Source organism: Psychrobacter piscatorii, from assembly GCF_904846415.1.
GTDB classification, from domain to species: Bacteria; Pseudomonadota; Gammaproteobacteria; order Pseudomonadales; family Moraxellaceae; genus Psychrobacter; species Psychrobacter piscatorii.
On sequence record NZ_CAJHAR010000017.1, the window covers coordinates 1 to 14,028 of the forward strand.

10 protein-coding genes are annotated in these 14,028 nt (G+C 43.9%); 7 read left to right on the forward strand and 3 right to left on the reverse strand.

Annotated features, from left to right (window positions below; all coding sequences use genetic code 11):
• Positions 1-449 precede the first annotated feature (449 nt).
• Both cydD and JMX83_RS08830 read left to right on the forward strand, forming a co-directional pair.
• Complete coding sequence (cydD, locus tag JMX83_RS08825) at positions 450-2,339, forward strand: thiol reductant ABC exporter subunit CydD (protein ID WP_201600779.1); 1,890 nt, start codon at positions 450-452, stop codon at positions 2,337-2,339.
• A complete protein-coding gene (locus JMX83_RS08830) occupies positions 2,336-4,135 on the forward strand; it encodes an amino acid ABC transporter ATP-binding/permease protein (RefSeq protein ID WP_201600781.1) in 1,800 nt (599 codons plus the stop codon). The genes cydD and JMX83_RS08830 overlap by 4 nt, the downstream gene beginning before the upstream one ends.
• Before the next feature lie 323 nt (positions 4,136-4,458).
• Here JMX83_RS08830 and JMX83_RS08835 read toward each other — a convergent pair whose 3' ends face one another.
• Positions 4,459-4,812, reverse strand: coding sequence for a zinc ribbon domain-containing protein YjdM (locus JMX83_RS08835; protein ID WP_058025320.1), 354 nt, complete (start codon positions 4,810-4,812; stop codon positions 4,459-4,461).
• Between the two features lie 321 nt (positions 4,813-5,133).
• Here JMX83_RS08835 and ygfZ point away from each other — a divergent pair, with 321 nt between their 5' ends.
• On the forward strand, positions 5,134-5,886 hold the full coding sequence (gene ygfZ, locus JMX83_RS08840) for a CAF17-like 4Fe-4S cluster assembly/insertion protein YgfZ (protein WP_201600784.1): 753 nt from the start codon (positions 5,134-5,136) through the stop codon (positions 5,884-5,886).
• A 58-nt stretch (positions 5,887-5,944) separates the two neighbouring features.
• Complete coding sequence (locus tag JMX83_RS08845) at positions 5,945-7,297, forward strand: D-amino acid dehydrogenase (protein WP_265089519.1); 1,353 nt, start codon at positions 5,945-5,947, stop codon at positions 7,295-7,297.
• A 94-nt stretch (positions 7,298-7,391) separates the two neighbouring features.
• Here the strand turns inward: JMX83_RS08845 and JMX83_RS08850 are convergent, their stop codons facing one another.
• Together JMX83_RS08850 and JMX83_RS08855 are read right to left on the reverse strand one after the other, a co-directional pair.
• Positions 7,392-9,590, reverse strand: coding sequence for a molybdopterin oxidoreductase family protein (locus JMX83_RS08850; RefSeq protein WP_201600787.1), 2,199 nt, complete (start codon positions 9,588-9,590; stop codon positions 7,392-7,394).
• Positions 9,591-9,639: 49 nt separating this feature from the next.
• Complete coding sequence (locus JMX83_RS08855; RefSeq protein WP_201600790.1) at positions 9,640-10,341, reverse strand: TetR/AcrR family transcriptional regulator; 702 nt, start codon at positions 10,339-10,341, stop codon at positions 9,640-9,642.
• 251 nt (positions 10,342-10,592) lie between these two features.
• Here JMX83_RS08855 and JMX83_RS08860 point away from each other — a divergent pair, with 251 nt between their 5' ends.
• The 3 genes from JMX83_RS08860 (at position 10,593) to JMX83_RS08870 (ending at position 13,941) form a co-directional block, all read left to right on the forward strand.
• A complete protein-coding gene (locus tag JMX83_RS08860) occupies positions 10,593-11,825 on the forward strand; it encodes an NADH:flavin oxidoreductase/NADH oxidase family protein (protein ID WP_201600793.1) in 1,233 nt (410 codons plus the stop codon).
• Between the two features lie 458 nt (positions 11,826-12,283).
• Positions 12,284-12,487 (forward strand): CsbD family protein, encoded by a 204-nt coding sequence (locus JMX83_RS08865; protein ID WP_201600796.1) that lies wholly within the window; start codon positions 12,284-12,286, stop codon positions 12,485-12,487.
• Positions 12,488-13,272: 785 nt separating this feature from the next.
• Positions 13,273-13,941 (forward strand): hypothetical protein, encoded by a 669-nt coding sequence (locus JMX83_RS08870; RefSeq protein WP_201600799.1) that lies wholly within the window; start codon positions 13,273-13,275, stop codon positions 13,939-13,941.
• Positions 13,942-14,028: the final 87 nt, after the last annotated feature.

Below are 14,028 nucleotides of genomic sequence, written 5' to 3' on the forward strand. Positions count from 1 at the left end.
AAATAATATATTAAATAGTATAATCTTTAGAGCAAATCGATACAAGAATTAATCCACAAAAAAAATGTGGTTTTAAGCTTAGATTATGACATAATTTATATAAAATTACATCCCAGTTGTAATCATGGAAGTTCAAATGAACGCATCACAGGTGCTGGTAAGATAGTCATCAATCAAGGTTTACTTGGGTGATATCTAAATTTTTACTTGCCAACCATGTTTGTTTCACTGATGTTATTTCATATAATAACCATTAAATATCAAATACTTAATTATATAAACCATGGTACATGATATATCATCTTTGATGTTTTATAGCACTGATAGTTAGCCATTAATACAAGTCCAAATTGGTAGCAGTGCCTATTAGTAAATACTCAATATGCCCTAATAGTTATCATTTTCTCTTTTCATTATTTTCGACTTCTATGGTGACGGTAGACAGTACTATGGCAACACTCACAAATGCCGAAAAACGACTTCTCAAAGAAATACTAATATCAGTCAAGCGCTCTCTTAACTTAGCGTGGTTACTGACTATCATCAGCACGTTGCTACTTGTTTGGCAGGCATGGCTACTGGCTAGCCTTTTTAGCACGTGGCTCTACAATCATTTTTATGACCTTCCTTTGTCTACAAATGTTTCTATTTATTGGCTGGTAGGACTGGCAGCCTGCTTTACGACTCGACCACTACTCAATAGTGGTCGTGAACTCATTAGCAGTCGTGCCAGTTTCACGGTACGCCGTAAGCTGCGTGAGTCTTTGTTATCAATTATGGAAAAACTGGGACCAAACTTACGTTATTTTGGTAGCGATGGTAGTTTGTCTAGCCAAATCATTGATCAAACTGATGCGCTAGATGGTTTTATCAGTAGTTTTAGCGTGCAGCGTAAGGTTGCTGTCAGTACGCCTATGATTCTACTGATTGCGGTCGCATACCAGAGTTGGGTCGCCGCAGTGTTGCTACTGTTGACCGCACCTTTAGTGCCTATATTTATGATATTGATTGGTCACTTAACGGCACGTAAAAGCGCCGATCAATTCACTGCATTGGCTCAGCTCAGTGGTCGTTTTTTAGATTGGGTACGTGGCATGCCAACGTTAAAGCGCTTACAAGCTACTGATATCGCAGGCCATGATTTAGCCATCAGCAGCGAAGATTATCGCCGCCGTACTATGGATGTACTAAAAATTGCTTTTTTAAATGGTGCTGTCTTAGAGTTGCTGGCTGCATTGAGTATTGCGCTGGTGGCCGTTTACCTTGGTTTTGGATTGATCGGTATATTGCCTTGGGATAAGGGAGAGGTACCAGTACCGTACTTTGGCGCCTTGTTTGTTTTATTGTTAGCCCCTGATTTTTATTTGCCGTTACGCCAGTTAGGTGCTGACTATCACGCCAAAGCCCAAGCCGAAGGCGCAGTACAGAGTCTACTGCCAATTATTGAGGCAGCAAAAACAGTGGACTCTACTAATGACAACCGTACTGATTATAGAACTGACCCTAATACAAGCTTTATAAAATCACTCTCATTGGATACCTCCCAGGCTTTTGGTATTGAACTATCGAACGTCAGCATTCGTAGCCCAATAGCCATCTCGACAGAAGCAATCACTCACTCAGCCTCCACATCAGATCTTCAAGTAGGCCTCCCACCCATTTATCGCCATCGTCTGGCACCAACGACTTTTAGTATAAAAGCGGGCAAACGGATTGCACTGATTGGCGATAGTGGCAGCGGTAAGTCTAGCCTGCTACAAGCACTGATGGGGTTTGTGAATTATGAGGGAGACATCGCCCTCGTCAGTACCGATGAAACAATGCAAGTACCTTTTCACGATATTGATCCTGAGTTACTGCGACAAAATACTGGCTATTTAGCGCAGCAAGTGGCATTGATGCCACTCACAATTGCAGAGAACTTGCGCCTTGCCAGTCCTCAAGCAACCGAACAAGAGCTGATTGAAGTACTTCAAGTGGTGGCGCTGTGGGAGCTCGTCAAACATTTACCTGATGGTATACATACGCAGCTTGGTGATCGTGGGCAAGGATTATCAGGTGGCCAGCAGCAACGCTTGGGTATCGCCCAGCTACTACTACGCAATGCCAGTCTATGGTTACTGGACGAGCCAACCGAGCATTTAGACCCTGATACCGCCCAGCATATTCACACCTTACTTGAAATCGTCAGTCGCCATAAAACCGTGGTTTGGGTGACCCATGCACATGAGCAGCTAGAATGGTTGGATAGCGTGATTCGACTGTCACTACCGTTATCTGCTGACCATCAGGTGCTCAATACCAGTGAGTTATCTAAACAGGTAGGAGGTGCGCAATGAGCAAGCAGAGATCATCTAACTTACTTAATTCCTGTGATCATCAGCTTAAGGATGATTATGTGCCAGTTTTTCGCTTACGCGATATGTTCAAACCCTCATTTGACTTATGGCTCATTTCTTGGCTACTTGGGCTGATATTTACCCTCTCTATTATTGCGCTGCTGATGATATCAGGCTGGTTTATCACTGGCGCAGCATTAGCTGGCATGCTAGCGGTAGGTTCACATGCCTTTAATTACATGGTACCAGCGGGAATCATACGGATGTTGGCGATGGCTCGTACAGCCAGTCGCTATGGTGAGCTGATGGTTTCACATCATGCGGTGTTTAATTTGTTGAAAAACCTTAGATTAAAGTTCTTTCATCATCTGGCTGCCAAACCCTTGATACAGCAGCGCAATGCTCTACATGCTTCTCAATATATGCACCGACTGGTCAGCGATATCGACAAGCTTGATGAGTTTATACTGCGAGTTGTTTCTCCTTGGCTCATTAGCACCATAACGATGATACTACTGGCTATATTTATCGGTTTTGTTTTGCCTGTTGGCACTACCTTTAAACTGATGATTTTTATTTTGCTCACGTTAGCACTACTGTTGCCATTGATAGCAACTTGCTTAGGTATTGAACAATCAAAGCGGCTGGCTGAGACCTCTGAAGCACGGCGTCACAAATTGCTTGCGCCATTAGCGATTATTACTCAGCTACTACTTTGGCAGCAGTGGCATGCGCAAACCAAAAGCTATACCAATCAAGATGAGACTTTGCAAAAGCTAGAATGGCAAGCGCAGAAACAACGCTCTAGTTATACTTTAGCTATCCAGTGGTTGCTCTACTTGAGTGTTTTGGTGGTGTTATTTACTGTTGCTACCTTAGACATTGGTACTGACATCAATGTGCCATTGATACTGGCAGTGACACTTGGATTGCTCGGTATTCAAGAGATTTTGGTCCCATTAGGTCAGAATTATCTATCGCTTGGTAGCAGCATAGCGGCAAAAAATCGCCTAAATGCTTTGCTAGTTCAGCAGTTTGAGGATAATGAAATCACCAAGACCCATTCAAAGAAAACGGTCACCAAAAAAGAGAACGTTAGATCAGAAATATCCCACCCTTTATTACCGCTACCGACTGATGCACTGACAGTAGAGCTTAAACATGTCTATGCAAAAATACCGAAGGCGCTGGTCGGTGCTCAAGATGTTAATATCTCTATTCAATCTGGTACACCTTTGATCGTTCGCGGCCCATCAGGTTGCGGCAAATCAACGCTGCTACAATTGCTCGCAAATGAGCTACCTGCTCTATCAGGTGAAGTAGTGCTAAATGGGATAGCCTGGCATGCTTACGACTGGCAAGACCAGCTTGGTTATTTAGGTCAACAGCTTGATATATTTGACCAAAGTTTGGCAGCCAATTTGCGTTTGGGAAAAATCGATGCCAGCGATGCTGAATTAATGGCGTCTTTAGACAAGGTTGGATTGTTACCATGGTTACAAACGCAGCCACAAGGGCTTGCCACCCCGCTTGGCGAATATGGAGCGGCTATCTCTGGTGGGCAGGCGCGGCGCATCGCACTGGCAAGATTATTGCTGAAACCTAGAAGAGTATTGTTGCTCGATGAGCCATTTGCAGGCCTTGATGGCCGAACTCGTACACAGGTTTGGCAAAATGTATGTACGCATCAAAAAGAGAATATACTGATTATCGTCAGTCACCATGAGTGGAATATGGGGCACTGTGAATCGTTAGTGCTTAACGAAGGCTTGTTTACCAATGATATTATTGGATAAAGGTACTAATACGTATTAATAAGCACAACTATATAAGATGATTATGTAGGTTGCAAAACATACTCTTTACCCCTCATCGCTAAGTTACTAGCTTAAACCGCTCAATCATTTTTTACATTAAGATTGACTAAGAACCTGCATTTAATCAAATGCAGCACTATAAAAAAGCCACCTAAGCGTTAGATGGCTTTTTTATATGTTGATATTGAGAGAACAAATCAGTACCTCACTTTGCACATACCTAGGCTGTATATCATTTTCTCAAACAGTCATAATTGATCGCTAAAATAGCACTAGAAGCGGTGACCTCCAAGAGAGGTGGATTACGCTTTTTTGACGACAGAAGATTTCAGCTTCATTGGGCCATAACCGTCGAGTTTACAATCAATATCGTGACCATCGGTCGCGTCTGGCAATAGGCGAATACTTTTCGCTTTAGTCCCAACCTTGATAACAAGTGAAGAGCCTTTCACTTTCAGGTCTTTAATGACCGTAACGGCATCGCCATCCTGTAGCTCGTTACCGACAGCATCGCGAATGACGGCATCTTGCTCTTCCGCTTGCGCCGCATCTGTCTCAGCTGCTGTCCACTCGTGAGCGCACATCGGACATACCAGTAACGCACCATCTTCATACGTATATTCAGCATCACATTTCGGGCAATTTGGTAAGCTCATCATATCCTCGGCAGTCATCAGACGTTGGGTTTATTGTAGAGCGGACATTGTACCGTAACTCGCCATTTTTAACCAATTGGTACCGTTGAAAATGCCGCACTACGCCCAATTTAGTGCTTAACCCACACTTAAGCGCCCCACTTATGGATGACGTTTTTGTGACACCATTTTTGTGGTACTCTTCTTAACCTTATTTACATTTTTTCTGACATGTTCTGTCAGTAATAACAGCGTCTATATTAAAGCGCACCTATAATTCTTATCGCTTCGATTTCATCTCTATATTTTAATAATTAAGCATTCAGCAGAAGGATAATAACAATGACTCAATCTCCAGATATTTCCGCATTGCCGCAGTTTTCACAATTGACCATTCAAGGCGAGGACGCCGAAAAATTCTTACAAGGGCAATTGACTTGTGATGTCACCAAGCTTGGGCTTAGCTATCAAGCCGCGGCTATTTGTAATCTAAAAGGTCGGATCGAATTTGGCATTTGGATTAAGAAACAAGCCGAAAAGCACTATGATGTGGTCATCAGCAGCGATTGCGCAGATGCCTTACAATCTCATTTAAAAAAGTTTGGCGCGTTTTCTAAATTTGATACCAGCGAGTCGATCGCGATTTATCCTTGCGTGTTAGCAGACGAACCAACCTTTAGTCATAAGGACGATCACAATACCGCTGAAGACACTGAGGATTGGATGGCGTGCAGCCTAGCGACTGGTAATTACTGGATTGTCGCGGCGACTCAAGGCGAGTTCCAGCCGCAAGAGCTGCGTCTGCATCAGCGTGGCGGTATGGACTATGATAAAGGCTGCTACTTGGGTCAAGAAGTCATTGCCCGTATTTATTTTAAATCTGCGCCAAAAGCATTTTTGCACTATGTAAAAGGTACTGGTGATGTGCCAGCCGCGGGTGACAAACTAGATAAAATCCAAGTGGTCAATGCAATGGCAAATGACAACGGCTTTACTGCACTGGTCGTTGCTCGTCCTGAACACTTGGCAGAAAGTACGCTTAGCATACTGGACTTGCCAGCAGCGCTACAGGTGGATGTTGCGCGCCCAAAGTAAATCGAATCAAGAAAGCTGCACAGCAACGGTGATGGCAAGCTAATATACGGCTGCCGTCATGATTAACATCAGCATAGAGAATCCCATGACACATATTGCGGTACTCGGAGCAGGCGTGGTGGGCGTGACCACCGCGTGGTATCTACGTCAAGCAGGCTATGATGTGACCGTGATTGAACGTGAGTCCGCAGCAGGAATGCAGACGTCCTTTGCCAATGGTGGTCAAATATCGGTCTCTCATGCAACGCCGTGGGCCAACCCTGCCACCCCGATGAAAGCGCTTAAGTGGCTATTTAAAGAAGACGCCCCGCTACTGTTTCGCCTGCGTGCGGACAAGGATCAGCTCAAATGGGCCATGCAGTTTTTGCAAGAGTGCCGCGCCGATAGAGCCGATGCCAATCTGGTGCAGATGGTGCGCTTAGGGTTGTATTCTCGCGATGCCTTACAACAGCTACGCGCAGACATCGGTATCGAGTATGAGCAGCAAACACGCGGTATCATGCACTTTTATACCAGCCAAGCGGAGTTTGATGCCGCTATCGAACCCACTGAGCGTATGCAAGCGCTTGGTTGTGAGCGTCATGTGATTGATATCAATAATGCCGTTAACTTGGAACCTGCCCTCTACCCGATTGCGCACAAACTTACTGGAGCGACCTACACCAGCCGTGACGAATCTGGTAATGCGCACCTATTTACGCAAAGACTCGCACAGCGCTGCATAGATGCGGGTGTACAGTTCTTATATGTTACTGAGATCTTAGCACTCAATACTGATACAGACTCTGCAAAACCTCATATACACAGTATTACCATTCGCCCAAAAGGCGAAAATGCGCAGACTTTCACGGCTGATAGTCATGTTATCGCGCTAGGCAGCTATAGCGTCCCTCTGTTAAAACCACTGGACATTCATGTGCCTATCTTTCCTGCAAAGGGCTATTCAGCCACCTATACGGTCAATCCACGAGCGCCGCATTTAGCGCCTTTTGTCAGCCTGATTGATGATGAGTTTAAGTTGGTGACTTCACGTTTGGGTGATAAGTTGCGAGTGGCAGGGACAGCAGAATTCAATGGTTATAATTTAGATTTGAATACCACACGCTGTGAAGCCATTACTCGCCGTGTGCAGCAGTTATTTCCAAAAGGTATCATCGCAAATTCTGTTCAATATTGGACAGGACTGCGTCCGATGACCCCCTCGAACGTACCTTTAATTGGTCGTGCACACTGTGGTCAAGTCAAACATGGCAGTCACAATGCTTCAGCCACTTTTGACAATCTATGGCTTAATACTGGACATGGCACGTTAGGCTGGACGCATGCTTGCGGCTCTGCAAAAGCCATCAGCTTATTAATACAAGGCGAAACGCCCGACGTTGATTTTGACTTTGTAGGCGCAAGCGATTGACCTAGCATTGAAATAATATATCAAAGTTATGCCCATAAAAAACGGCGCTTATATTAGGTAAGCACCGTTTTTTGCTTTGACATAAAAACTGAGTTTAAGCCATTGCGCTGTCTGCTGAATTTTCTAATACCGCATTAGCCACATCATCTGTGTTAGCGCCCAACGCCTCTAGTTGCACAGGTACACCATTAACGGCGGCATTGCCACTCAACTGATCGATTAGAGTATCATCTGTTAAGTCATTAACGCTCACACCAGCATGCTCTTGAGCAATCTTTTGCTTCACCCCTTTACGCCCATGACCAAAGCCATGCGGAATACTGACCACGCCTGGCATCAGCTCATCGGTTACTTCTGCTGCGATGATTATGCTGCCTACTCGAGAGGTCACTCTTACATCTTGACCGTCTGCAATACCGTGCTGCACTGCCGTTTGTGGATGTAGCATCAACGTACAACGGGATTTGCCTTTGACCAATCGATAGCTATTGTGCAGCCATGAGTTATTGCTACGCACATGGCGACGTCCGATAAGCAAAATCTCTTGATCATCGTACTGCTGCATCATCTCCTTGACCCGTACCAAATCTGCCTGATAAAAATCAACATTGAGATTGATTTGCTTATCTGCATGCTTGATAGCCTCTGGTAACATGCTGTGAAGTGGCCCTAAATCGATACCGTGTGGATTCTCTATGAGCGCATCCAATGTGACGTCTTGATAAGGTCCATATTTTAGACCTTGCTCAAGTAAGAACTTTGGTCCAAAGGCTTTGGTCGCGGCACGTTCTTTTTGTACCGCTTCTGGTGCGTCTTTATCCAAACGATCAGCTAGCCCTAGATAAATCTCCCAGTCGTGCTTTTCATTCTCTGTTTTGCTAAATAAGGCAGGCGAGTATTTGGCAACATTGTGTACGGCAAAGCCATTGAACGTAACGTCGTAATGGTCACGCTCTAATGGCGAGACGGGCGGCAGGATAATATTGGCATGGCGACTGGTCTCGGTCACAAAGTAATCGAGCGACACCATAAACTCAAGCCCTGATAATGCTTCATCCAACTTTTCGCCATTTGGCGTGCTAAGAACAGGGTTGCCGGCGACAGTCATAAAGCCTTTTAATTGACCTTCTCCTTCTACTAGCATCTCATCCGCCATCGCAACCACTGGATATTCGCCATTAAAATCAGGCAAGTTACTCACACGACTGTGGCGTTTGCCCAAATAGCCAGGACCCGAGCTATTCACCACGTCGACAGCAGGGTTCGGGAACATAAGCCCGCCCACTTCATCTAAGCGGCCAGTGACGATATTGATAACCATAGACAGATATTGGCTCAGCAAGCCAAACTCTTGCACCGAGATACCCATACGGCCATAGCAGACCGAGCTTTCAGCTTCACAAAATTCTTTGACGATGCGTTTGATTTCAGTGGCGGTAATGCCTGTAATATTTGCCACCGACTCAGGCGTGAATCCTGCTGCAAATGATGCAATACGATCAATCTCTGGTGCCAAATCTGCCACTCGGCTATCTACCTTGGCGTAGCCTTGTGCGTAGATTTCATTGAGCATGGCAAGTAACAGCAATACATCTGTCGCTGGGCGAATAAAATGATGTTCGCTGGCAATGTCTGCTGTTTCGGTACGCCTTGGGTCGATCACCACCACTTTGCCATCGCGGGCTTTGATGTCTTTTAACTTTTGGCGCATGTTGGGTGCGGTCATGATACTGCCATTAGACGCCAGCGGGTTACCACCGATGATGAGCATATACTGCGTGCGATTCACATCGGGGACTGGTATACGCAGCATATGACCGAACAAATGCATGCTGACAATATGGTGTGGCAGTTGGTCAATTGAGGTCGCAGAAAAGCGACTACGCGTCTTTAGGCTGGTCAGTAGTTGTTTGATGGTCAACATGCCACCCATGTTATGGACATTCGGGTTACCCAAATACACCCCAAACGCATTTTGACCATATTTTTGCTGAACGGACTGGATACCTGCAGCGACTTTATCTAACGCCTCTGGCCAACTGATAGACTTCCAACCATCCGCCGTTCTCTCGACAGGGCCTCGCAAACGATCAGGATCTTCGTACAAATCCTGCAAAGCAGTGGCTTTTGGGCAAATGTAGCCTTGAGAAAAAGGATCGTTTTTATCTCCTTTAATCGATAAGACTTTTTCGCCATCGTGCTTGATCTCGACGCCGCACATGGCCTCGCATAAAGTACAGGTTCTAAAGTGGATTTGTTCGTTGTCTGTCGCGCTAGCCGCTGTAGTGGCCATAGTCATACTCCCTTTTGTGTTTTATAAATCCTAGCTTTCATGATGTTTATCATGAGTCGCTATGGTTGCTTCCTTGCAAAAAATTGGCGAACAGTGTATCAAAGCTGATATTCAATGTCGCAATCGCTTGCTCCCTCGAGTAGCGCTGCTGATGACAGCCTAGTATCAGCTCATGTACTTGCGCGGCTGCCATATCCACACAAAGATTAACAGCGCTACGTTCACAAGAACGATTGGATAGCTGCAATCCTTGAATAAATATCTCTGTCCACTCTTCTTGTATTTCGCTGACTAGATTACCCAGTCCATTATTGAGTGAGGATTGGTTTTCTATATCGGCAGTGAATCGCGGACGATCTTCGAGCAAATGCTGAAATAGCGCAATATTCTGAAACGCTGAATCAAAAATCATTATCAGACATTGCTGACACTGCCGATTAAACTCATCCTTAGTCAGTACATCATAGTCCTTGAGCATATTGACCCATGCCAGCCGCATTGGCGACAGATAGTTGTCTTTTAACTGAGCGCTGAGCTCGTTCTGTAGCGCATCTAAGCTCTCAAAATGATTATAAAAACTGGGCTGCGCAATGCCTGCCCCTTTAGCCACTTTATTCATGCTCATGCCTTGAGCGCCTTCTAGGCTATACAGCCGTAAAGCACTTTTTAATAAGGCACGCCGCGTCTTGGCTTTTGCCAGCTCACGTTTTGACTCTATAGGTACGGCTTCATTTTGCGCTAATGCATTCAATACAGAGGTATCCCTACTCGATAAATGATTATGTCAACACGCCAGTAATTTACCTGAAGTGCTATTGTGCTAAAAAAGTGTGATGATAGGCACATATCGCTCACTATCTTTAGACTCATCATTTTTAAACCCACAACAATTTTTACTAATTATGTTTCGACTATAAGGTTATAGTCATTTAAACGATAAGTCTATAGCCAAATTCATAGTAGAACGCACGCTTCACAAAACAATAATTTTAGGCTGCTACCATGACATCACCTGTTTTTTCACCGTTTATATTGCCTTGTGGTATCACCTTGCCCAATCGCTTAGCCAAAGCTGCCATGGAAGAAAACATGGCTGATGTTGGTCAAATCCCTGGCCCTAACTTACTGCGCCTATATACAAGCTGGGCGAATGGCGGTACTGGTTTATTAATCACAGGAAACGTGATGGTCGACGGCCGCGCCATGACTGGTCCGGGCGGTGTCGTATTAGACAGGCATAGTGACATAGCGCCTTTTGAAGCATGGGCACGTGCCGCCAAACAAAACAACACACGCGTTTTTATGCAGCTAAATCATCCTGGTCGTCAAGTTTATGCCTCGATGGGCGGTGATGTATTGTCACCCTCTGATGTGTCTATCGACTTGGGTAAGCACTCGCATTTATTTAGCAAACCTCGCGCCATGACGCAGCAGGATATATATCAGCTGATACAACGATTTGCCGATAGTGCTATCAAAGCAGAGCAAGCTGGTTTTGATGGCGTGCAAATTCATGCGGCCCATGGTTACCTGATTTCTCAGTTTTTATCACCGCTCACCAATAAACGAGAAGACGAATACGGCGGGTCGATTGAAAACCGTATGCGATTGCTGATTGCAGTCATTAAGGCCATTCGCGCTCAAGTTACGCCCGCCTTTGCGGTCACTGTAAAGATAAATTCAGCAGATTTTCAGCGGGGCGGGTTTGACGCTGATGATGCCAAAGTGGTTGTTTTGGCGATGAGCGAGCTAGCAGTAGATTTGGTTGAGCTGTCGGGTGGCAGTTACGAAAGCCCAGCCATGCAAGGCAACACAGCAGATGGTCGCACGTTGCAACGAGAAGCCTATTTTTTGGACTTCGCAAAAGAGATTGCACAAGTGGCCAAAATGCCTGTGATGACCACAGGTGGCGTCAGACGATTAGCCGTTGCAGAAGAAGTACTGGCTCAAGGTATTGATATTGTCGGTATGGGAACAGCATTAGCCATGAACCCAGCGCTACCCAATGACTGGAAAAAAGATGGCAGCCTCAGTGCTCACAACCCTATGGTACAGTGGAAGGATAAGACCTTAAGTACCGTTGCTACCATGGCAGTTATCAAGCGCCAACTACAGCGTATGGGTAAAGCAAAGCCGCCTAAACCAAATGCGTCGCCAATATTGTCATTACTTAGTGACCGTATCCGTCTCAGCAAACTGACCAAACGTTATCAGCGTTACTTAGCTAACCTCTAGCAGAGTATCTTAACAAGCTGGCTCTTATCTTATATTGCAAAATAAAAAAGCAGATGACCTATTTTTAGGTTTCTGCTTTTTATTCGTAGGCCATATATTTTATGTAATAGTGGTTTTTTTATCTTATTCGTACTTAATGACAATTATTGATTTGAGTATTTTTATTACGCATGGCAGACGTAATTTACGCTTTGCTACTACAGCGAGTCGGCAGATAACACATAATGCACGCTCACTATAATTAAGTAACACTATAAACATAGCGCATACAGACAGCTGAATTAAAACGTCCTATATTTAATACCACAAGATAATTGGTAGCATCCAATCATACTTGTGAACTACTAAAATAAGAAAACAAATAAATCAGTAGGTTTAGTAATTAGCAAACAGAACTACCATGAAAAGTAATTAAAAATTATATTACACATATTAATTAAAGAAAAAGGAATATAACTATGAATGAGAATACTCTAAAAGGCGAATGGAAACAGCTAAAAGGCTCAGTAAAGCAAAAATGGGGCGAGCTGACTGATGATGATTTAGATCAAGTTGAAGGCAGCCGTGATAAGCTAGTTGGCCGTGTACAAGAGCGTTATGGCCATGCTCAAGATCATGCCGAGCGCGAAGTAGATGACTGGCGCCGCGAAAACAATTACTAATAAATTTTCTTTGAGAAATATAAATAGTGTCTTTTTCAAAGTAGATAAAATAAAAACCGCATAGAAATTTATGCGGTTTTTCTGTATTATATAAATCATAAACTAAAGAAGCAATATTTTATAACTCTCATTTTATATCTGGTATCAGCTAAAAGCTAATATCGGCTAATCAGAGTAATTAGCATCGTCCAGACACGATAAAACCGCATAGCAATAAATTGTTATGCGGTTTTATTGTTAACTATCCATGTTACCTATCACGACTGCTTTCTATGCATCCTTGCACAAATATTCAGTGATTGTGATACTGGGCATCCTGCCCTTATTACTGCGTACAGCATCTAATCTTAACTGCTGCTATCAGCAATGGGTATGTGTCCTTACTTCAACTACTATTATCATCCTGATGCTAATAATTGAATCATTATCCTTAATGCGGTCAACTCAATCCTTGAGTCACATTCCCTAATGCCGTGTAACCATAATGCCTAACTCTCACCCTCATGTTAAGTCGCGTAAACGTCATTGCGTGTAAGCATATGCTTACAACGATTCAATTATTCTCAATAATTACAACTTATTAACGCAAATGACACTTAATATAAAGCTTTGTATCCTATGATAGATAATGTAAGAAAACATTTCTAAAAATAGTTTTCTTATTGACGGTAACTCTTAATACCTATCTGAGTATGGCTGTATCAACATATTTTAGAATCTCCTACCTTTAACTCATATAAGCATTCTTATCGCAAGCTCTCTGAAACCTTATAGGACATTGCCTCATGAAAACTCTAAAGCCGTTCTCCTTTAAGACAGCCATGTCTACTGGTCTTATCGTTGCTCTATTGGGTACCACTGTCGGTTGTGCTGTCGTTGGTCCAGGCTATGATAACCAGCCCATATATCGTGGTGATAATAATCGGCAAAGCGATAGCTTCAGCCGTGTCAGCCAGCAGCTACGCCAAGACTTACGCCGCAAAGGCTATCAAGTCATAGACATTCGTTCTGACAGTTATCGCGGCGATCGCGCAATGACAGCTTTTGCCAAAAAGAATAATCAGCTCTATGAGCTAACATATACTTACCCTTCTCTAAGACTCATCAGCTCAAATAAAAGATCATGGTCGAACAATTGGGAAGATAACAAGTATCAAAAAGACAATGACCATTATAAAAAAGATAAGCATAAAAATAATGGCAAATATAAGAATGACAAGCGCTATAAAAAAGGTGATATAGAGGACAGCATTAAAAGAGAGTCACGTTACCCAGCGATCAAGCGCCGTGCCATCAATAAAGTAAGGTCTATGGGTTACCGTGTCGAAGATATCGATCTTGAAGAAAAAAACAAGCGTGGTGTCTTTGACATTGAGGCCAGACGCGGCTCGCAGGAATATGAGATATTGCTTAGCTATCCAAATCTAGACGTTATTAACGTTAAAAAAGACTGATGACGCTGACACTACTGTCAGTAGAGCAGCTCTACACGCCCCTTTACTGAAATATTAGAAAACTATCTTTATCCAACGATAGTAGAT